Annotated in this window: 27 protein-coding genes; 7 read left to right on the top strand and 20 right to left on the bottom strand. The window is 73.5% G+C overall.

Translation table 11 applies throughout. The annotated features are described in order from the left end of the window. Positions 1 to 110 precede the first annotated feature (110 nt). A complete protein-coding gene (locus tag VF825_RS09365; RefSeq protein WP_331112515.1) occupies positions 111 to 659 on the top strand; it encodes a hypothetical protein in 549 nt (182 codons plus the stop codon). 53 nt (positions 660 to 712) lie between these two features. Here VF825_RS09365 and VF825_RS09360 read toward each other — a convergent pair whose 3' ends face one another. The 5 genes from VF825_RS09360 to VF825_RS09340 all read right to left on the bottom strand — a co-directional run bounded on the left by VF825_RS09360 (position 713) and on the right by VF825_RS09340 (position 3,082). Next, entirely contained in the window at positions 713 to 1,135 is a 423-nt protein-coding gene (locus VF825_RS09360) for an arsenate reductase ArsC (protein WP_331112513.1), read from the bottom strand. An 11-nt stretch (positions 1,136 to 1,146) separates the two neighbouring features. Further along, on the bottom strand, positions 1,147 to 1,929 hold the full coding sequence (locus VF825_RS09355; protein WP_331112511.1) for an aquaporin: 783 nt from the start codon (positions 1,927 to 1,929) through the stop codon (positions 1,147 to 1,149). Continuing rightward, positions 1,929 to 2,267, bottom strand: coding sequence for a metalloregulator ArsR/SmtB family transcription factor (locus VF825_RS09350; protein WP_331112509.1), 339 nt, complete (start codon positions 2,265 to 2,267; stop codon positions 1,929 to 1,931). The genes VF825_RS09355 and VF825_RS09350 overlap by 1 nt, the downstream gene beginning before the upstream one ends. A 75-nt stretch (positions 2,268 to 2,342) precedes the next feature. Continuing rightward, positions 2,343 to 2,843: an ArsI/CadI family heavy metal resistance metalloenzyme gene (locus VF825_RS09345; protein WP_331112507.1), complete on the bottom strand. Its 501-nt coding sequence runs from the start codon at positions 2,841 to 2,843 to the stop codon at positions 2,343 to 2,345. A 29-nt stretch (positions 2,844 to 2,872) separates the two neighbouring features. After that, the gene (locus VF825_RS09340) at positions 2,873 to 3,082 is read right to left on the bottom strand and encodes a hypothetical protein (RefSeq protein WP_331112505.1); all 210 of its coding nucleotides are present in this window, start codon (positions 3,080 to 3,082) and stop codon (positions 2,873 to 2,875) included. 93 nt (positions 3,083 to 3,175) lie between these two features. Here VF825_RS09340 and VF825_RS09335 point away from each other — a divergent pair, with 93 nt between their 5' ends. Beyond that, positions 3,176 to 3,538, top strand: a complete 363-nt coding sequence (locus VF825_RS09335) for a metalloregulator ArsR/SmtB family transcription factor (protein WP_331112503.1) — start codon at positions 3,176 to 3,178, stop codon at positions 3,536 to 3,538. 82 nt (positions 3,539 to 3,620) lie between these two features. Continuing rightward, positions 3,621 to 4,751, top strand: a complete 1,131-nt coding sequence (locus tag VF825_RS09330) for an ArsO family NAD(P)H-dependent flavin-containing monooxygenase (RefSeq protein WP_331112500.1) — start codon at positions 3,621 to 3,623, stop codon at positions 4,749 to 4,751. Between the two features lies 1 nt (position 4,752). On the opposite strand, the gene VF825_RS09325 is transcribed toward VF825_RS09330, so the two are convergent. Beyond that, the gene (locus tag VF825_RS09325) at positions 4,753 to 5,277 is read right to left on the bottom strand and encodes a DinB family protein (RefSeq protein WP_331112498.1); all 525 of its coding nucleotides are present in this window, start codon (positions 5,275 to 5,277) and stop codon (positions 4,753 to 4,755) included. Between the two features lie 96 nt (positions 5,278 to 5,373). Here VF825_RS09325 and VF825_RS09320 point away from each other — a divergent pair, with 96 nt between their 5' ends. Next, positions 5,374 to 6,114, top strand: coding sequence for a class I SAM-dependent methyltransferase (locus VF825_RS09320; RefSeq protein ID WP_331112496.1), 741 nt, complete (start codon positions 5,374 to 5,376; stop codon positions 6,112 to 6,114). Between the two features lie 114 nt (positions 6,115 to 6,228). Then, a complete protein-coding gene (locus tag VF825_RS09315; protein ID WP_331112494.1) occupies positions 6,229 to 6,792 on the top strand; it encodes a DUF4234 domain-containing protein in 564 nt (187 codons plus the stop codon). A 48-nt stretch (positions 6,793 to 6,840) separates the two neighbouring features. Here VF825_RS09315 and VF825_RS09310 read toward each other — a convergent pair whose 3' ends face one another. From VF825_RS09310 to VF825_RS09295, 4 genes are all read right to left on the bottom strand, one after another. Beyond that, positions 6,841 to 7,329 carry a GNAT family N-acetyltransferase gene (locus VF825_RS09310; protein WP_331112492.1) on the bottom strand — a complete coding sequence of 163 codons (489 nt, stop codon included), beginning with the start codon at positions 7,327 to 7,329 and terminating at the stop codon, positions 6,841 to 6,843. Positions 7,330 to 7,366: 37 nt separating this feature from the next. After that, positions 7,367 to 7,888 (bottom strand): GNAT family N-acetyltransferase, encoded by a 522-nt coding sequence (locus tag VF825_RS09305; protein ID WP_331112489.1) that lies wholly within the window; start codon positions 7,886 to 7,888, stop codon positions 7,367 to 7,369. A gap of 15 nt (positions 7,889 to 7,903) precedes the next feature. Further along, positions 7,904 to 8,737 (bottom strand): class I SAM-dependent methyltransferase, encoded by an 834-nt coding sequence (locus VF825_RS09300; RefSeq protein WP_331112487.1) that lies wholly within the window; start codon positions 8,735 to 8,737, stop codon positions 7,904 to 7,906. 73 nt (positions 8,738 to 8,810) lie between these two features. Continuing rightward, positions 8,811 to 9,317: a hypothetical protein gene (locus VF825_RS09295; RefSeq protein ID WP_331112485.1), complete on the bottom strand. Its 507-nt coding sequence runs from the start codon at positions 9,315 to 9,317 to the stop codon at positions 8,811 to 8,813. A gap of 268 nt (positions 9,318 to 9,585) precedes the next feature. Here VF825_RS09295 and VF825_RS09290 point away from each other — a divergent pair, with 268 nt between their 5' ends. Continuing rightward, positions 9,586 to 10,074, top strand: a complete 489-nt coding sequence (locus VF825_RS09290) for an FBP domain-containing protein (RefSeq protein ID WP_331112483.1) — start codon at positions 9,586 to 9,588, stop codon at positions 10,072 to 10,074. Here VF825_RS09290 and VF825_RS09285 read toward each other — a convergent pair. The 9 genes from VF825_RS09285 to VF825_RS09245 form a co-directional block, all read right to left on the bottom strand. Continuing rightward, positions 10,071 to 10,241: a hypothetical protein gene (locus VF825_RS09285; protein WP_331112481.1), complete on the bottom strand. Its 171-nt coding sequence runs from the start codon at positions 10,239 to 10,241 to the stop codon at positions 10,071 to 10,073. The genes VF825_RS09290 and VF825_RS09285 overlap by 4 nt on opposite strands. Before the next feature lie 48 nt (positions 10,242 to 10,289). After that, entirely contained in the window at positions 10,290 to 10,982 is a 693-nt protein-coding gene (locus tag VF825_RS09280) for a peptidase E (protein WP_331112521.1), read from the bottom strand. A gap of 15 nt (positions 10,983 to 10,997) precedes the next feature. Beyond that, a complete protein-coding gene (locus VF825_RS09275) occupies positions 10,998 to 11,642 on the bottom strand; it encodes a class I SAM-dependent methyltransferase (protein ID WP_331112479.1) in 645 nt (214 codons plus the stop codon). Further along, complete coding sequence (locus VF825_RS09270; protein WP_331112477.1) at positions 11,639 to 11,881, bottom strand: hypothetical protein; 243 nt, start codon at positions 11,879 to 11,881, stop codon at positions 11,639 to 11,641. Before VF825_RS09270 ends, VF825_RS09275 begins: the two co-directional genes overlap by 4 nt. 74 nt (positions 11,882 to 11,955) lie before the next feature. Beyond that, complete coding sequence (locus VF825_RS09265; protein WP_331112475.1) at positions 11,956 to 12,744, bottom strand: DUF5995 family protein; 789 nt, start codon at positions 12,742 to 12,744, stop codon at positions 11,956 to 11,958. Then, positions 12,732 to 13,034, bottom strand: a complete 303-nt coding sequence (locus VF825_RS09260) for a hypothetical protein (RefSeq protein ID WP_331112474.1) — start codon at positions 13,032 to 13,034, stop codon at positions 12,732 to 12,734. The genes VF825_RS09265 and VF825_RS09260 overlap by 13 nt, the downstream gene beginning before the upstream one ends. A 78-nt stretch (positions 13,035 to 13,112) precedes the next feature. Beyond that, positions 13,113 to 15,893 carry a penicillin acylase family protein gene (locus tag VF825_RS09255; RefSeq protein WP_331112472.1) on the bottom strand — a complete coding sequence of 927 codons (2,781 nt, stop codon included), beginning with the start codon at positions 15,891 to 15,893 and terminating at the stop codon, positions 13,113 to 13,115. Between the two features lie 49 nt (positions 15,894 to 15,942). Beyond that, complete coding sequence (locus VF825_RS09250; RefSeq protein ID WP_331112470.1) at positions 15,943 to 16,419, bottom strand: NUDIX domain-containing protein; 477 nt, start codon at positions 16,417 to 16,419, stop codon at positions 15,943 to 15,945. Positions 16,420 to 16,428: 9 nt separating this feature from the next. Continuing rightward, complete coding sequence (locus VF825_RS09245) at positions 16,429 to 16,596, bottom strand: hypothetical protein (protein WP_331112468.1); 168 nt, start codon at positions 16,594 to 16,596, stop codon at positions 16,429 to 16,431. A 702-nt stretch (positions 16,597 to 17,298) separates the two neighbouring features. Here VF825_RS09245 and VF825_RS09240 point away from each other — a divergent pair. Next, positions 17,299 to 17,925, top strand: coding sequence for a HAMP domain-containing sensor histidine kinase (locus VF825_RS09240; protein WP_331112466.1), 627 nt, complete (start codon positions 17,299 to 17,301; stop codon positions 17,923 to 17,925). A gap of 353 nt (positions 17,926 to 18,278) precedes the next feature. Here VF825_RS09240 and VF825_RS09235 read toward each other — a convergent pair whose 3' ends face one another. Beyond that, entirely contained in the window at positions 18,279 to 19,043 is a 765-nt protein-coding gene (locus VF825_RS09235) for a 3-hydroxyacyl-CoA dehydrogenase (protein WP_331112464.1), read from the bottom strand. Between the last annotated feature and the right edge of the window lie 11 nt (positions 19,044 to 19,054).

The raw sequence follows: 19,054 nt of genomic DNA, 5'->3' as shown, positions 1-19,054 counted from the left end.
ATCGCGGGTGGCCGGCTCCTGCTCGCCACGGCAGCAGCCCAGGCGGACATGGCTCGCCCGAACCCGACAGCTGCCGGACGCCGGGCCGCTTCCTCGGGCAGCATGGCCCCATGACCGAGGTCCGGGGGGACGTACTGGCTGAGCCGACCACACCACGCCGCCAGCTCTGGCTGGTCCTCGCCGTGGCTGCAGCCCTGGCGATGGCCATCCCGTGGGTCGTGGCGGCCTCCCGGGGCGACCGCGCCGGCGGCGACCCGGGCGGACTGCGCCTGCAGGCCCTGCGGCAGGTGGCCGCTGCGCTCCCGGCCGGTGCCGACGTCGAGCAGCGCACCGAGGCGGCCCCCCTCTGGGGCTCCTGCGACGGCAGGCCGGGGACCGAGGGCTGGAGCACCGTGCTCGTCGCGTACCAGTTCACGGCCGGGCTGCCGAAGCAGAGGGTCCGGGCGCACGTGGCAGCGGAGATGACGGCGCTGCACTGGACGGCCGCGGGCAGCTCGCCCTCACCACTGGGGCCGGTGCTGGAGTGGACCAGGGACGTCCGGCCCGGCGTCCCGGCTCACGCCCAGCTCTCGCTCGGCCAGAGCGGGCCGGGGCACGCGCCGTACTGGGAGCTCACCGCGATGGCGCCACCGGAGGGTAAGGCAGCCTCGGGCTGCTGACCCCGCGACCCGGCGCCCCGGCATACCCCTGGTGGCGGCGCTCCCAGCGCCGCCTAGCGGGCCGGCCTGCCCGGTGTGGCCAGGAGCTCGGCGACCAGCGCCTCGACCCGGGACCGGATCTCGTCACGGATCGGGCGGACCGCCTCGACGCCCTTGCCGGCCGGGTCCTCCAGCACCCAGTCCTCGTAGCGCTTGCCCGGGAAGAACGGGCAGGTGTCGCCGCAGCCCATGGTGATGACGACGTCGGAGTCCTGGACCGCCTCGGTGGTCAGGACCTTGGGCGTCTCGGCGGCGATGTCGATGCCCTCCTCGGCCATGGCCGCCACGGCCGCGGGGTTGACCTGGTCCGCGGGCTCGGACCCGGCCGAGCGGACCTCGATCCGTCCGCGGGACAGGTGGGTCAGGTAGGCCGCGGCCATCTGCGAGCGGCCGGCGTTGTGGATGCAGACGAACAGGACGCTGGGCTTGGGGGTCATCGGCTGGCCTTTCAACGAGTTCGGGCCGCGTGGGGCGCGGGCTCGGTGGTGGCGGGCGGGCGGCTGACACCGTGAGGAAGGACGACGTCGTCGGCCACGGTGGCGACGTCGGGGTGGAGCAGCCGCACCAGCGCCAGGCCGACCGCACCGCCGACGACTTGGGCGACGACGAACCCCGGGACGGAGGCCGGGGCGATGCCGGCGAAGGTGTCGGAGAACATCCGCCCGACGGTCACCGCCGGGTTGGCGAAGGAGGTGCTGGAGGTGAACCAGTACGCCGACCCGATGTAGGCGCCGACGGCCGGTGCCGCCAGGGCTGCGCGACCTGTGCGGGCGAGGGCGAAGATGAGCGCCACCAGCCCGGCCGTGGCCACGACCTCCCCGAGCCAGAGGTTGGCGTGGGTGCGGTCGTGGGTGGCCAGGTGGGTGGGCACGTCGAACATGAGGTTGGCCAGGACCGCGCCCGCGACGGCGCCTGCCACCTGCGCCAGCGTGTAGGCCCCCAGGTCCCGCCCGCTGAGGCCGGTCCCGGTGCGGCGGCCCAGCAGCCAGTCCGCCGCGGAGACCACGGGGTTGAAGTGGGCGCCCGAGACCGGCCCGAACATGAGGATGAGCACGGTCAGGCCCAGCACGGTGGCGGTGGAGTTCTCCAGCAGCTGCAGCCCCACGTTGCCCGGCGAGAGCTGCTGGGCGGCGATGCCCGAGCCGACGACCACCGCGACGAGCATCGCGGTGCCCACCAGCTCGGCCACGAGCCGGCGACCCAGCCCGGGGGCGGAGGCGGACCCAGCCATCAGCAGGGCCTGCGCGGGGCGGTGCGGGCGGCCTGGGCCAGGGCGGCGAACTGGGCCGCGACGGCGTCGAGCGCCTCGGGCCGCAGCCGGTAGTAGGTGTAGCGCCCGCAGGCCTCGGTCTCGACGACCCCGGCCTCGCGCAGCTGGCGCAGGTGGTTGGACACAGCCGTCGGCAGTGCCCCGGTGGCCGCCGCCAGGTGGCAGGTGCACAGCTGCTCGGCGGCCAGCAGGGACACCAGCCGGGCGCGCAGCGGGTCGGCGAACAGCTTGACCGACGGCTGGTCCAGCACCGGCGGGTCGGCCGGACGCCGGTGATTCAGGTCAACGTGAGTAGTCATCGCACCATGAATCGTCGTGGCGCCCGGCCGCTGCCGTCAAACGAACACTCGGTGAACCCGGCAGGGTCGGCGCGGTCAGCAGCAGCCGGCCGCCGCCGCGGGCTCGTCGGCCCCACCGGCCCCGGTGGCGGTCCCGTCGGCGGGGGCGCTCGTGCCGCAGCACCCGCCGGCGGTGGCGGCCGGTCCGGCGCCGTGCCCCTCGAGCTCGGGCTGTGCGTCGGCCAGGACGACGTAGTTCTCCCACCGCTGCCCGTCCGGTCCGGTGACCCAGTGCTTGGACTGCCGGGCGTAGCAGCACACCACGTCCCCCTCCGTCTCCAGGCCCAGGCCGGCGGCCTCGAGCCGGTCGGCCTGCTCGGCGACCTCGTCCATCGTGGCGCGCTCGACCCCGAGGTGGTTCAGCGTGCCGGTCGCGGCCGGGTTCTCGAACAGCACCAGCTTCAACGGCGGGTTCTCCACCGCGAAGTTGGCGTAGCCCGGGCGGCGCTTGGCCGGCTCCGTCGCGAACAAGGTGGAGTAGAAGTCCACGGCGGCGTCGATGTCGTTGACGTTCAGGGCGAGCTGGATGCGGGACATGGTGGGTGCCTCTCGGGTCGGGGTGAGGGTCAGGCGCAGCAGGCGGCGGGGGAGGAGGGTGCGCGACGGGTGGCGCTCGCAGCCTCGCGGTGCAGGGGGCGGGTCAGCGCCGAGACGGCCGAGGTGAGCCAGGCGGTACGCGCGGGTGCGGGCTCGCGCAGCCAGGCGCGGATGGCCGTCCGCTGCACCTCCTCGGCGCGGGCCAGGGCCAGGGCGTGGGTCGTGGACACGGGCAACATCGACTTCTCCTTCGGTGAGCGGGACGACCTCTTCGATGTTCATAGAATCCCTAGATATTTGACGTTCGTCAAGAAGGTTGCGAGGATTTCTTCATGCCCAAGCCGTTGCCCCTCCTGCAGGACGCCTCACCGATCTGCTGCGCCCCGCTCGGTGCGCCCGCGACCCGGATGTCCCGGGACGACGCCGTCGGTCTCGCGGTGCGGCTCAAGGCCCTGGCCGACCCGGCCCGGCTCCTGCTGGTGGACCACCTGCTCTCCCAGCCGGACTACGAGGCCTGCACCTGCGACCTCGCACCGGTGGTCGGCCTGTCCGAGCCGACGACCAGCCACCACCTCAAGCAGCTGCTCACCGCCGGCCTCGTCACCAAGCGCCGGGACGGCATGAACGTGCACTACCGCCTGGTGCCCAAGGCGATGAACGCCCTCTCCCGCGTCCTCGACACGGGCTGCTGCTGATGGCCGGCCCCCTGGCCGGTGGCGCCGGCCCCGCCGAGCTCGCCGGGGACCGCCCAGCGTCGGCCGTGGTGTCCTGGCGGGCATGAGCGCGCCCGGGCCGCACGCGCCGGACCAGGCCGCCACACGGCATACCGATGTCCTGGTCATGGGCGGCGGCCAGGCCGGGCTGGCCGCCGGCTACCACCTTCGTCGGGCGGGACTCGAACCTGGCGGGGGCTTCACGATCCTGGACGCGGCGCTCGAGCCGGGCGGTGCCTGGGCGCGCATGTGGCCGAGCCTGCGCGCGTTCTCCCCGCCGGAGTACTCCTCCCTGCCCGGGTGGCTGATGCCGAGGTGGGACGGCGAAGCCTTCCCGCCGGCCGCCCACGTCGCCGACTACCTGGCCAGGTACGAGGCGCGCTACGAGCTCCCCGTCCTGCGGCCGGTGCGGGTCCGGTCGGTCTGCCGCCAGGACGGCGACCCGGGCGGGCTGCTGCGCGTCGACTCCGATGGGGGAGCGTGGACCGCAGGTGCCGTCATCAGCGCGACCGGCACGTGGGCGCGCCCCTTCGTGCCGCACTACCCGGGGCAGGAGCTGTTCCGGGGGCAGCAGCTCCACACGGCCGGCTACCGCAGCGCCGGAGCGCTCGCCGGCCAGGACGTGGTGGTCGTCGGCGGCGGCAACTCGGCCGCGCAGCTGCTGGCCGAGATCTCCACGGTCGCCCGCACCACCTGGGTCACGCCCCGCCAGCCCCGCTTCCTGCCGGACGACGTCGACGGGCGGGTGCTGTTCGAGGTCGCGACGGCCCGACGCCGGGCCCTGGACGCCGGCAGGGCGGACACCGGTGGTGTCGCCAGCCTGGGCGACATCGTCATGGTCCCCAGCGTGCGGGAGGCCCGGGCGCGTGGCGTCCTCGTCGCGCACCCGATGTTCGAACGGCTCACCGCGGAAGGGGTGGCGTGGTCCGACGGGCGCCGGTCGCGGGCGGACACGGTCCTGTGGTGCACGGGTTTCCGGCCGGCGCTGGGTCACCTCGCCCCGTTGGGGCTGCGGGGGCCGGACGGCCACATCGCCACCGACGGGACGCGGGCGATCGGCGAGCCGCGCCTGCACCTCCTCGGCTACGGGGACTGGACCGGTCCGGCCTCGGCAACGCTCATCGGGGTCGGCCGCACCGCCCGTGACGCGGTCAGCGAGATCGTCCATCGCGGCGTGGTGGCCGCTTCTTCGTGACTCATGCCGAGGCGCCCGGGAGGGTCAGCTGACGGCGGTGGTGGTCATAGTGCTGGGTGGCGTAGTGGTAGACGTCGCCGACGGTCATGACGTCCGTGAAGTAGGGGTCCCAGCCGACGGGGAAGTGCATGCCGCGGGCCAGGGCCGCGTCGCTCTCCCGCAGGAGCCTGGCCTGCAGCCGCGCGATGACGTGGTCGAGCACCCGTTCCATGCCGGCGTGGCCGAGCACACGGGCACCGCCGAGCGACCCGACGTAGTTGACGACGTGGAACGGCTTGGTCGCCGCGTTGAGGGCGGCCGCGAACCGTCGCGAGACCCCGCGTGGCGCCCGGGACAGCACGTGGACGAGCACCAGCAGGGTGCGCACGACGAGGTAGCCGAACAGCATGTGGAAGAGCAGCTGCTCGTTGGTCCACCGGGTGCCGTCCGTCCCGGCCCGCAGGTCCGCGCTCGTGGCGGTGTCCAGCAGCCGGTGGAAGTCCAGGCGCGCGCGTTCCATCTCGGCGACGATCGGCTGCCGGTCCACGTGCACCTCCCGGGTCGGGCGGGCTCCCCTGGTGAACGGTACCCGCGGGATGCCGCCGTTGGCGGGTGGTCGTCCCGCTGGCTACCGTGCGGCCCCATGGCTGACGAGCTGTATGACGATCCTCGCCTCGTCGCGCTCTACGACGTCCAGAACAACGGGCGCTGGGACGTCGACCACTACCTGGCCCTGGCGCGCCGCCTCGACGCGCGGCGCGTCGTCGACGTGGGCTGTGGCACCGGCACCCTGGCGATCGAGCTGGCCGAGCGCGCCGACCACGTCACCGGTGTCGACCCGTCCGCCGGGATGCTGGGCGCGGCGCGCGCCAAGCCGGGGGCCGAGGCCGTGGCGTGGCTGCAGGGCACCGCTGCCGACCTGCCCGAGCGCGGCTTCGACCTGGCCGTGATGGCCGGCCACGTGGCCCAGGTGTTTGTCACCGAGGAGCACTGGGCGACCACGCTCGGACACCTCGGCCGGGCTCTGGTGGCCGGCGGGGTGCTGACGTTCGAGACGCGCAACCCGGCGATGCAGGCGTGGAAGGGATGGACTCCCCAGCGCTCCCGGGCCGCGGCGGTCATCGACGGCCGGCTCGTTGAGTCCTGGCACGAGGTGAACGACGTCGGTGACGGCACGGTCAGCTTCACCACGCACTACGTCCTCGGCGCCGACCCGACCGATCACGTCGAGAGCCGAAGCGTGCTCGCCTTCCGTGACCTGCCGACGCTGGAGCGGACCCTCGGGGCCGCGGGCTTCGCGATCGAGACCGTCCATGGCGACTGGGGCGGCTCGGCGTTCACCGACGGCAGCCCCGAGATCATCGTGAGCGCACGCAGGGGCTGACTTCCCTGAAAAGGGCCATGCGGCAACGGATTCGCTGCCATGCTTGCCCGGCTTCGTTGAGCCCCGCCCGTGGCACCACAGGTGCCGGGGGCGCTTGCATGAAAGAGGACAGGCATGACCGAACAGGCTTCCCCTGAGCCGGCGACCGTCGACTCGCCCGGGCACGAGCTGGCGTTGAGCCAGCCTGCACCGGTGCAGATGGTGCCCCAGCTCCAGCCCGAGGCCCAGTCCCAGTTCCAGGGCCACGGACAGCTGCTGCCGCAGCCACCCGCCATCCTCGCCGTCGGCACGATGATGAAGCGCCGCAACGTCTTCGCCGTGTGGCTCGGTCTGCCGCTGGTCACGCTCGGGATCTACAACCTGGTGTGGTGGTACAAGGTCAACGCGGAGATGGCCGCGTTTGACCGCCGCCACCCCGTGAACCCCGCCGCGACCCTCCTGGCCTTCCTGTTCGGGTGGATCCTGGTGGTCCCGCCCTACCTGGCGGTCTACGGCACCGGCCAGCGGATCGCCGAGAGGCAGCGTGCGGCCGGTCTGGCCCCGACCTGCTCGCCGGCGCTCGGGATCGTGCTGGTCTTCGTCCTCGGGCTGCACACTCTCTACTACCAGTCCGAGCTCAACAAGATCGTCGACCACTACGGCGCCCCCGCCGGCGCGCAGGTCTCGCTGGCTGCCTGATCGAGCGCCCACGGCAGCGCCCGACTCGGGGGCTGCCGTGGGCCCGCCTCACCCGGGCTGCCCGGCTGGGCGAACGCCACCCAGGCGGCGCTCGAAGCACAGCGAGGTCGCCGACCCGACGTAAGGACCGAACGCCGGGATCGGCGCATAGCCCGCGCTGGTGTAGAGCCCGATGGCCTCGGCCTGCAGCGGTCCGGTCTCCAGCCGCAGCACCGTCCAGCCCCGCGCGAGGGCCTGCGCCTCCAGAGCGCCCAGCACCAGCCGCGAGACGCCATAACCCCGGTGCGCGGGCGCGACATACATGCGCTTGACCTCGGCGACCTCGTCACCGAGGTGACGCAGCGCGCCGCACCCCACCGCCTCGCCCGAGGCGTCGCGGGCCAGCAGGAACACGCTGACGTCGGCCGCGCTCGGCTTCGTGCCCGGCTCGACGTCGCCGTCGTAGGCCGCGATCAGCTCGGCCCGCTGGGCCGCGCGCAGCCGCTCCCCGTCGGGGCTGTCCCATGGTTCGACCTCCACGACGAAACCCGTTGTCACCACTGCGTTCTGCTCCTGTGTATGCCGTGTGGCCGGCTCAGCCGCCCAGCTCGGTCGCGGGGTCGATCCGCCAGTGGTTGGTATGCAGCAACCGACCGGCGAAGTCGACGTCACACGGGCCGACGAAGGTGAAGCCGAGCGAACGGCAGAGGCCGTTGGACGGCGCGTTCGTGGCGCCAGGGAAAGCATGCACCAGCCCCCACCGGCCCTCGTGGCGTGCCCGCTCCAGGAGATCCCGGACCGCCGCCTTGGCCAGGCCTCGACCCTGGAACTCCGGCAGGATCATCCAGCCCACCTCGGAGACGGTCTCGCCTGGGGACTCCTCGTCCTCGTGCGACCACAGCACGACGCAGCCGGCGGCCTCCTCCGGCCGGCTTTCGTCAGGCACGACCATGAGGATGAGCGACTCGCCGGACTCGGCGGCCGCGACGTCGCGGGCGACCTTGTCCTCGATGCCATCGCGCGGCAGCGGGCCGCCGAGTTCGCCCATCATCGCCGGGTCACAACGCATCCGCACGTAGGCCTCGACGTCGCCGGGCTGGACGTTGCGCAGCAGCATGACGGGCTCCAGGGCTCAGGCGGCGGCGAAGCGCAGACGCAGGATCGGCAGGCCGGTCAGCCCGAGGGCGCGCACCCGCGCCGACCGGTTGACCACGGGGGCGACCCAGCCGTGCAGCACGCCCCGACCGCGCGGCGGGACCAGCTCCTGGACCTCGTCGACCCCGGGGATCGCCAGCAGCCGACGGCGCTCGGACGCATCGAGGGCCCACGGCATCGGCGGGGTGACATAGCCCTGCCTCGTGCGCATCTGCCCGGCCCGGGTGCGCCGGCTGAACCACGGCGGCACCCCGTCGAGCACCGTCTCTGCGCCCGGGAACCGTTGCGCCAGGGCGGCTACGAGGCCGTGGACCTCCTCGGGCTGGAGGTACATCAGCAGACCCTGCGCCGTGACCAGCACGCCGCGGCGGGGGTCGACGCGGTCCATCCACGCCGGGTCCAGCGCCGACACCGCCGCGACGGACTGCCGCCCGGTGGCCGGACCCAGCAGCCGGGTGCGCACGTCGACGGTCTCGGGCAGGTCGACCGTCAGCCAGTGCACCCGACCGTTGTCGACCCGCCAGAACTGCGTCTCCAGCCCCTCGCCGAGCGCCACGACGGTGCCGTCGGGGTGGGTGCGCAGGAACCGGCGCACCTCGCGGTCGAACGTCGCCGCCCGCAGGGCCTGCCACTGGCCGAGCTCGCCGGAGCCGAACCGCGCCGCGAACGGGTAGTCGATCGCCTCGACCAGCTCGACCGCCTTGGGGTCGCGCAGCACGGGGTGGTCCTGCCGCGCCTCGCTCGCTCGCTGGTAGAGGTTCCACAGCAGCGTCTCGGGCACGCCGCCGAGGTCCACCTGCACCGGGTCCATGTCGTGACCTCCCCGCCGAGGCACGATCGCGCCTCCCGGCCGAGCCTAGCCACGCGTGGTGACAAGCGAGCGGTCAGCGCAGGGCCTGGCGTCCCCGGTTCGAGCGCAGCGCGGCCCGCGTGCCCGGGGCGGGAGGAGCGACCGTACGCCGGCTCGACCGCACCTGGGCGACGCGCACCCGGGTGCGCGTGGCCCGGGCGGCACGTCGCTCGCCGAGCCCGGTGGGTCGCTCGGCGGGCGGCACGCGCTGCGCTCGCACGGGGCCCGGCTGGACCTCCATGCCCGGCCGGCGGGTGGCGTGCCGGTGCCCGGCCAGGGCCCAGGCGAGCAGGGCAGCGGACAGGACGCCCGCGAGGAAGATCCCGCCCAGGGTCAGGGTCAGCTGTCCCCGGGACAGCGAGACGGCCGAGCTGGGCCGGCTGCCGCCGACGGCGAGGATCACACCGGTCGACAGCAGCGCCAGTGCGCCCACGGCCGCCCCGAACCGGAGCCGGAAGCCGGCCCCTCTCCCCGCCGACGTCCCGACCGCCGACACCCCGGCCGCCGTGCGTCTGGCCGCCCTGGTCCCTTGTGCCCCCATGACCCGTCCCTCATGCCGATCCATTGACTCCTGTCGATGGATACCGCAGGGCGGCGCCGCCCGTGGGGCGATCCGGGCAAGTTCACAGGCGACACGCTGGCGACACGCCGACAGGTGGACCGGTCAACTGATGAGGGACCTGGGCAGGTAGCCGAACCGGTCCGCACCACAACGGAATCGATGCGCCGATCCCGTACTGCGGCTCTCCCGTGCGCGCAGCCGGATATCCGGTCGACGCCTGCCGGTCGGGGCTGGCACCGTGGCCGCCATGGAGCCGCTCACCGCTGCCGCCATCCGCGGCAGCTTCGTCAACCTGTCCAAGACCCAGGCCAAGGCGCTGAACCTGCCGGCGGGGCTGGACACGACCGACTGGGACACCCTCGACTACCTCGGCTGGCGCGACCCCAGGGCGCCGGCGCGCGCCTACCTGGTGACGTGGCGCGACGGGACGCCGCTGGGCCTGTCGCTGCGGGCACCGTCGACCAGCGCCAGCCGCGGCTCGGCGCTGTGCAACCTGTGCTGGTCGGCGCACAAGCCCTCCGACGTCGTGCTGTTCGTCGCGCCGCGGGCCGGGTCCGCGGGCCGGGAGGGCAACACGGTCGGCACCTACATCTGCGCCGACCTGGCCTGTTCGCTCTACGTCCGGGGGCTGCGGCCGCTGGAGCTGCCGCAGGGGGAGTCGATGGTGGAACCGGCTGAGCGAGCCCGCCGCCTGACGGACCGGCTCGGGGCGTTCGTGGACCGGGTGCTGGCCTAGGCAGGCAGGGCGCGGCGGGTGGCCACCGTCAGCAGGGCCTCCTCGTCGCTCATCATGTCGAGCTCGGCGAGGGAGATCGTGCCGTCGACCAGGCTCTGGGCCACGAGCTCGACCGCCGATGCGGGGTACGGGCTGGGACCGGGGAGCCGGGACCGCAGGGGGGTCACGGAGTGGTGCACCGCCGCCTCCAGGGGATGAGGGGGGAACTTGATGGCTCAACCTTCGCAGTGGGGCAGCACGCGGGTGGTGGGCTTTACCAAGTCCTGACCCTTGCTCCGAGTGGCTGCCTCGGGGCCTGACCCGGATGCTCGGTCGCCGAGCAGGCGGGCCTCCAGCCGCTCCTCACGCCACGAACCCTGGCCGTCGGGCTCGACCCACCAGCCGCAGGCGCCGTCGACGACCGTGACGACCTCGCGCAGCTCGGTGCCCACGTAGTGCAGCCCCACCCCGTCCTCGCTGGCGTAGCCGGCGGGGACCGCCCCCGAGGCGACGGCCGCGCGATACACCGCGCGGCGCGGCTGCTCGGGGAAGTTGTCGTGCACGCCGTTGCTGAACGGCAGCCAGCCCAGCGTGTCGGTGACCGTGTCGAGCGCGTCGCTGAAGGAGTCGGTCGGGCCGCCGAGGTGCCAGCACAGGCTGCCCGCGCTCTGCCCGGCCAGCACGACGCCCGCCTCCCAGCACTCCCGCAACAGCTCCGGTATGCCGTGGGCACGCCAGACCGCCATGAGGTTCACGACGCTGCCGCCACCGACCCAGACCGCGTCCTGGGCGAGCAGGTGCTCACGCACGTCCGGCACGTTGGGCTGGGTGAACAGGGTCAGGTGGCTGGTCGTGACGTCGTCCCGGTGCGCGAGGGCCCGGTGGAAGCTGTCGATGTGCGCCGGGTGGTCCCCGCTCCCGGTCGCGATGTAGGTCGCGTGACCTCAGGTGGTGAAGGTGAACAGGCGCCGCCCCTGTCGCACCGGCCGGGGTGTCCCGGCATACCGGTGCACGCCGACGCTGAACAGCACGTCGTCCGGCGCCTCGAACGCAACCTCCGCGAAACCGTTGCCGGACAGCCAGTTCCGGATCGCCGGGGTCAGGTCGGGGTCGCGGCGGGACCGGGTCCACACCACCGTGGCGTCGTCGGCGCACAGCTCAGGCAGCGTGGCGAGGGTGCGCTCGACGTCGGCGTCGCTGATGTTGCCGAGCACGCCGCACAGCAGCACCAGGTCGGCCGGGACGGCGTCGGCCCAGAGGTCGACCAGTGCCGCATCGCCCTCGAGCACGCGCACCCGGGCCGTGGCCAGGGTGGCCGCGCTCGCCCGGGCCGTCGCCACGAGTCCCGCGTCCAGCTCGACGAGGGTGGCCTCGACGTCGTCCCGATCGCCCCGGTCGCGCAGCACGCCGAGCAGGTCGCGCCCGTCGCCGGCGCACAGGCTCAGCACCCGCGCTGGCACGCCACCGCGACCCTCCAGCCACGCCCCGATGTGTCGCTGCACGATCGCCAGCCGCCGGGACAGCGGCGACGTCGGGTCCGTGTAGGGCTCGTGCCAGGCCTGCCAGTCGGTGGATGCGTCGGTGCTCACGCCAGCATCTTCTCCAGACAGATCCCGTCCGGCCCGTTGGCGTCGGGGTCCCGGGCGACCTCGACGAAGGTGCCCCGGTCCTCGATGCTGCGCCGCACCACCTCGGGGGACCGCCAACGGGCCAGGCCGTAGGAGACGAAGTCCGCGCCGGCGATCGGCCCGTAGGTCGCCGGCCAGGTGCGCAGCCCGACCAGGCGCACGGCATACGCGTCCTTGGCGTTCGCGAGCCGGACGTCCACGGCTTCACCCCCGGGTGGGTAGCGGTCCCCTTGGCGGAGGGTAGGTCGGCGGCCCGGGGCGCTACCGCATCGCTTCAGGGCCAGCGCTGGTCGGTGTCAGGCAGGCTCACGCCGAACCCCCGCACTGCCAGCTTCAGGATCACCGGTCCGGGCGCCAGGAGCTGCTCGACCTTGCCGGCGCTCAGGCGCGCCAGCTGCTCCAGGCCGTCGGCGAGGACGAAGGGGCCGCGCCGACGGGCCTGGTCGAGCACCATCGCGTTCGCCCACACCTTGCGGCGGGACTCCCGCAGGAACCGCTTGATGCCCAAGCGGTTGAGCGGGCCCACCAGCCGGTCGCTCAGGCTCGCCGTGCCGAGCGTGGAGAGGTGGTCGTCCTCGGCGCCGACCCGCGAGGACAGCACCGTGTCGATGTGCCGGTGGTCCACGTGCCGCCAGTGGACCAGGGCGGGGTCGTCGAGCTCGGCACTGCTGATGACGGCGAGCAGGGCCTGGGGCAGGTCGAGGTTGATGTGGGCGTTCATGCCGAGCAGGACGTGGCGCAGCGGCGGCAGGTCGCGGGCGTCGAAGGCCGCCTGCCACGGCAACGGTGCCGGGTCGCCGCGGCCGTGCGCCTCCAGCGCGTCGAGGTACAGCTCGGCGAACACGACGTCCCACCGCTCGACCCATTCCGGGTCCCGGAACGTGCCGGCCGCGAGCTCGTCGCGGACGGCGGCCGTGGTCCGGGCATAGGTGGACAGGAAGAACCGCTTCGGATCACGGGCCGACTCCAGGGGCGCGAGCAGCCGCTGCATCCGGTCCAGGACCGTGTCGATGCCGGCGCCGGTGCGACCCGGCCCCGGCTGCGCGGGGATCAGCGGGTCCACTCCTCGACCACGTCGAGGTTGGAGAACGTCGGGGGAGCATCGCACAGGGCCGCCATGCGGGCCGCGAAGTCGGTGGTGTCCGCCCGCTCGGAGTTGGCCATCGCCTCCTGGTAGGAGGGGAACTCCACGATGTTGACGTACCGGTTCGGGTTGTCGCGGTCCCGGGCGACGACGCCGCGGGTCGGGCCACCCGGTCCGCCCTCCCGCTCGGCCCGGTAGTCGTCGACGAGCTTCTGCAGCTCCTCGAAGCGGGAGGTGGTGAACTCGATGATCTGCACGAACCCGGCCATGGCCGCTCCTTCTCCACAGGTGCGACCACGGTCCCTCCGCCGGGTCCACGGGGGATCCGGCGAAGGGACTACGCCGCGTCAGCGCGCCGTGGTGAAGTGCACGACCTGCTGGAACGTGGGCCGGTTCTGCCAGTCGATCGGCCGCACCCCGACCAGGCCGGCGGTGGTGTGGCGGATGTCGTCCAGGTGCTTGTCGTAGGTCAGCGCGTCCACGTCCGTGACCTTCTGGGCGGCCAGGGCGCGCTGGACGGCGGCGGTCAGGGACGCGAGGACGGTGTCGGCGCACCCCGCCCGGTCGCCGCACAGCGACGCCGTCCGGGTGCCGGCCGGCCCGTGCCCGAGGGCGCGGCGCAGCTCGGCGTCGACGTAGCCGTACCAGGCGATCTCGTTCCACGAGGAGCCCTTGCCCTCGCGCGGGTGGTCGTCGAGGGCCTTGGGCAGCTGGTCCACGAGCGAGCCGAGCACCGGGCGCAGCACGTCCTTGGGCAGCGCGCCGGGGGAGGAGTCCGGCACGGCCTCGTGCTGCGGCTGCCACCACTCGTCGAACAGCGCGATCGCGGCCTGGTCGGTGTAGTGCCCGCTGCGGGCCCGGTCGACGCGGTGCGCACCGTCGGCCAGCCAGCGGCGCAGCAGCGCCACCGCCTTGCGGGTCTGCGGGTCGCTGCCGCCGTCCCCGAGGACGGCGAGCAGCGCGGGCAACGTGTACCGCGCGCGGCTGTCGACGGTCGCCGCGTCCGCGACCGCGCCCACCAGCCGCGGGACGGTCGCGTGGCCGGTGGCGGCCAGGGCGGCAACCCGGTCGGCCAGCGCCCGGGAGCGGTAGACCGAGTTGTACCCCCACACGTTGTCGGCGGCGGAGAAGCCGGGTGCCTGCTTGTTGTTCCACGAGACGAGGTAGCCCGAGGGCGGGTTGGCCTGCTGCACGTGGCCGCTGGTCGGCACCCACCCGGTCCAGTCGTAGCGGCTGTCGCCCCAGCGCGGGAAGTCGAGGTCGGTCCCGGCGGCCCGCTGCGGCAGCCGGCCCGAGCCGAAGTAGGCGATGTCCTTGTCGTTGGCGAAGAACCAGTTGAACGTGTAGTCGATCCCGCTCATGGCCCGGTTGAAGGAGGCCGGGTCGTGCACCTGCGCCGGGTCGTTGACCCGGGCGAAGCCGATCACCGAGTCCACCTCGTGGCCGTAGGTGCTGCGCTGCAGCACCAGCGCCACCGGTATGCCGTGCACCGTCACCCGGGACTGCACGATGCCGTGCCCGGTGCGCAGGACCTGCATCCGCAGCTGCTGGGGCGGGTTGGTGGCCCCGGCGTTGGGCAGCGCCGTCTCCTCGTGCACCCAGGAGGTCATAGCCACGCAGCGCCCGTCGGCCAGGTAGTGCGTGCTGTGCACCGTCGGGGCGGAGCCGTCGGGCTCGCACAGCCGCTCGGCGACGGTGTCGACGATGTCGCTGCTGGCACTCGTGGCGCTCCACGCGTAGTCCAGTCCGCGGCCCAGCTCGACCACCAGTGAGGTGCCGGCGAAGGACACCCCGCGGGCGTGGATGCCCGGTCCGTTGAGGACCTCCTCGCTGAGCAGCTGCGGAGCGTAGTAGCCGGTCTGCGGTCCGAACACCACCGTCGGGTGGCCGTCCGCCGAGCGCGAACCGGCAATGAGGGCAGCGTTGCTCGCGCCACGGGTGGTCAGCGGCAGGAAGGACTCGTGGGGCATGTCCAGGCCGAGCGTGGGGGGCGCGTGGGCCAACGGGGGTGCGCCGCCACCGACGTCCGAGCCGGTGCCGTCGGCGGTCGGCCCGGCCAGGTCGGGCAGGGCCACGCCGGGCTGCGCGGGATTGGGGTCACCGCCGCCGTAGGGGGTGCGCACGCTGGCCGTGGTCGGCGCCTCCGGGTCGTTCTTGGCGCGCAGGTCGCGGTAGTAGGCCAGCCCCCGCGCCGCGCCGAAGCGGCCCTGGAGCTGCTGCAGCCAGCGGGCGTTGTCGGCCTCGCCGCCGCCGCCCTTGCCGAAGATGCCGCCGACGAGGGAGGCGACGTAGACCAGGTCGGCACGGGTCCAGTCCTTCGGGGCCTTCTGCAGCGCGGCGTACTCCGCCGGGCAGTGCAGCCCGGTGGGCAGGTTGGCCGGGCAGAGGGCGTGCTGGGCGGCGTTGATCCCGGCCAGGTAGGCATCGGCTCGGGCGAGCAGGGCCCGGCCCTCCTCGCCGTAGCGCTGGACCACGCCGTCGAGCTGGGCTTCTGCCTCGGCCGGGGTGTAGGCGGCGATCTGGAGCTGGTGCCGGTCCATGGCGGTGTTGCCCGCGGTGGGGCCGAGGAACTCCGCCGCACGGGCGGCCCCCGCGTGGCGGAGCACGTCCTGCAGGAACATCCGGTCCATCGTCCCGGCGTAGCCCGCGCCGAACGCGACGTCCTCGGCGCTCCGCCCGTCCACGTAGGGCACGCCGTAGGCGTCCCACCGGATGCGCACCCCCGGCTTGGGCGTGGCACTGCGCACCACCGTGTCGGGGGTGAAGCCGGCGCGCTTGTAGAGCCGGCCGACGTCCCCGGCGCTGACGGAAGCCGGGTCGAGACGGTTCAGCCCGTCATACATCTCGAGCTGGTCGGCGAAGTTCGGCGGCGCGTTGCGGCCCTCCACCGCGACGCGGCCCTGGGGGTCGCCGGCGACGACCGTGGCGAGCTTCGCGGCGTCGATGCTGCCGGACTGGCCGGGCGGCAGGACGTTGCGGACGGCGGACTCCAGCGGGTCCGGTGTCCCGGCGGCGGTGGCCCCGGGGGCGACGGCGACCACGGCGGTGGCGAGCCCGGTGAGCAGAGCCAGGGCCAGGGCAGGGCGACGGGCGGAGCGGTCACGACAACGGAGCAGCACGGACGGCATCGGTCCTCCTCGCGGGTGTGACCGGGGTAACGAGGAGGGGTGCCCGGGGTTACTCGCCGGTAGCCACGATGTGGGACGCGAGCCGGTCGAGGAAGACCCGCTGGCCCGACACCAGCTTGGCCCGGGCCGTATCCAGGTCCAGCCAGGCGACCCGGTCCAGCTCGGGGAACAGCTGCCGGCGCCCGCTGCGCGGCGGCCACTCCATCTCGAAGGTCCCGAAGGTCGCCGCGTCGACGTCGAGGTCGGCCGCCAGGGCGAAGACCCGCACCACCTTGCCGCTGGGCTGGCGTGCCTCGCCGAGGTCGGCCCACGCGCCGTCCGGCACGGGCAGGCCGAGCTCCTCGGTAAACTCGCGGCGGGCGGCGTCGTGCGGCGGCTCGGACTCCTCGTGCTCGCCCTTGGGCACCGACCAGCCGCCGTCGTCCTTGCGCGCCCAGAACGGCCCACCCATGTGGCCGAGCAGCACCTCGGGCACACCGTTGCGGACGCGGTGCAGCAGGATCCCGGCGCTGCGCGGCCTGCCCATGGGGCGAGGCTACTGGGGCAGCGGCACCAGGCCGAGAAGGTTGCCCTCGCTGTCGCGGAACCATGCGGCCCTGGCCGAGCCGATGGTGGCGATCCCGGTCGCGGTGTCAAAGCCCGGCATGTCGGAGTAGCTCTCGACCTCCACCCCGCGAGCCCTGAGGTCGGCCACCTCGGCCACGACCAACCGGGTGACGTGCTGCGTTCACCGGACGCAAACGGCACCATTCGGGCAGAATTGCCGACGCCATGGAGAGCCTGTCGCCACCCCTGACCGACGTGACCGCGGTCGACATCGTGCGCGTGGCGGCGCTGGACGCATACGACGTCATCGGCCGGCCGCCGGAGCCCGAGCTCGAGGCCCTCGTCGAGCTGGCGGCCCTGGTCTGCGGGGTGCCGACGGCGGTCATCAACCTCATCGACGAAACCCACCAGCATCAGGTGGCGGCGTTCGGCATCGGGCCCTCGATCTGCACCCGCGAGGACTCCATGTGCGACATCACCATGCAGGAGCAGCGGCCGGTGGTCCTGCCCGACGCCCGGCTCGACCCGCGCTTCGCGCAGAACCCGTTCGTCACCGGGGTCGTCGCCTCGCTGCGCTTCTACGCCTCGAGCCAGGCTGCGCACCCCTGCGGGTGTCACGATCGGCACCCTGTGCGTCTTCGACGAGGTCGAGCGGCACCTCACCCCGGCCCAGGCGGGGGCCCTCGACGCCCTCGCCCGGCAGATCGTCGACATCCTCGAGCTGCGCCGGCGCACCGCGCTGCTCGAGCGGTCGCTGGACGAGCTGACCCGGGCCCGGGTCGAGCTCAGCCGGTCCAACGACCAGCTCGCCGCGTTCGCCGACCAGGTCAGCCACGACCTGCGCAACCCCCTCACCGCGGTGATTGGCTACGTCCAGGAGCTCGCGGACCTGCCCTCGGTGGCCGCCGACCCCGAGGGGCGCTGGCTGGCCGAGCGGGCCGGGCAGTCGGCCGCCCGGATGCACGCCCAGATGACCGAGCTGCTCGACTACGGCCACGTCGGGGGCCGGCTCGGCAGTGAGGACGTCGACCTCGGCCGGGTGGCCTACCTCGTGCGCGATGACCTGGGGGACCTCGTCCGCGCCGGCGGGGCCGACCTCGTCATCCACACGCTGCCGGTGGTCCGCGGGGACGAGCACCAGCTGCGTTCGGTGCTGCAGAACTTCATCTCCAACGCCCTCAAGTTCACCCTCCCCGGCGTGCCCGCCCGGGTGACGGTCTCGGCCCGGCGAGGCGAGGCCGGGTCCCGGGTCGAGGTCGCCGACCGCGGGGTGGGGGTCCCCCTCGAGCAAGCCGCCGGGGTGTTCACCTTGTTCGAGCGCACCGGGCAGGTCGACGTCGAGGGTCACGGCATCGGCCTGGCCACCTGTCAGCGGATCATCGAGGCGCACGGCGGCCGGATCGGCCTCGAGCCGCGCGCCGGGGGCGGCACGGTGGCGTGGTTCGAGCTGCCCGACGCCGGGACCGGAGTTTGGGGACAGCCCTGACCTGCAGGTATCGTCCTGCCAGCAAAGTGAGACCCCGCCAAGTATGAGTTGGCGGGGCCTCCTTTTTGTCCGGGGGTGACGCTCTCGGGCTTCGGCCAGTGCGCCCTGTCCACCCGTCCGTCACGGCGGGTCCGTCGGGTTGCCCCTTCGGTCTGGACCTCGTTTGCTGGCCGATCCGCCTCCGTTGCCGAAGGCGTGAGTCCTTTGTATGCCGGCCCGTCACCACCTGACAGGGACCTTGGTCACCAGCGCCATCCCTCATCCCGACCGGACGCACCAAACGGCCCGAATCCGCTCTCGCGAGGGCGGATCCGGGCCGTTTCGTGCGTCCACCGCCGGGGGGACCGGGTGGGTCAGCGCGGGGGCATCCGCAGCGCGCCGTCGAGGCGGATGACCTCGCCGTTGAGCATCGGGTTGTCGACGATGTGTGCGACCAGGGAGGCGTACTCGCTCGGCTTGCCCAGGCGCGAGGGGTGCGGCACCTGCGCCTCGAGGACCGCCTTCACGTCGCCGGGCAGCCCGGAGAGCATCGGCGTCTCGAACGTGCCGGGGGCCACCGTGACCACCCGGATGTCCTTGTCGGCGAGGTCGCGCGCGGCCGAGAGGGTGAGGCCGACGACGCCACCCTTGGACGCGGCATACGCGGCCTGGCCGACCTGTCCGTCGTAGGCGGCGATCGAGGCGGTCATGACCACGACGCCGCGGTCGCCGTCGACCGGCTCGTTGTCGAGCATCGCGGCGGCGCCCAGGCGCAGCACGTTGAACGTGCCGACCAGGTTGATGTCGATGACGCTGCGGAACGTCTCGAGGTCGAGTGGGCCCTTCTTGCCCACGACCCGGCCGGGGGTGCCGACGCCGGCGCAGTTGACGACGACGCGCAGGTCGCCGAGCTCCTTGGCGGTGTCGATCGCGGCCTGCACCTGGGCCTCGTCGCGCACGTCCGCCGGGGCGAAGCGCGCGTGGTCGCCGAGCTCCTCGGCCAGGGCCTTCCCGTTCGAGGAGGGCAGGTCGACGATGACGACCGAGGCGCCGCCGTCGTGCAGGCGGCGGACGGTGGCCTCGCCGAGGCCGGAGGCGCCACCGGTGACGAGCGCGACGGTGGAGTCGTTGATGTTCACGGAGATTCCTC

The organism is Oryzihumus sp., assembly GCF_036391795.1.
GTDB lineage: Bacteria > Actinomycetota > Actinomycetes > Actinomycetales > Dermatophilaceae > Oryzihumus.
Note: the sequence above shows the minus strand (reverse complement) of the source record. Positions and strands in the feature narration are given on the sequence as shown.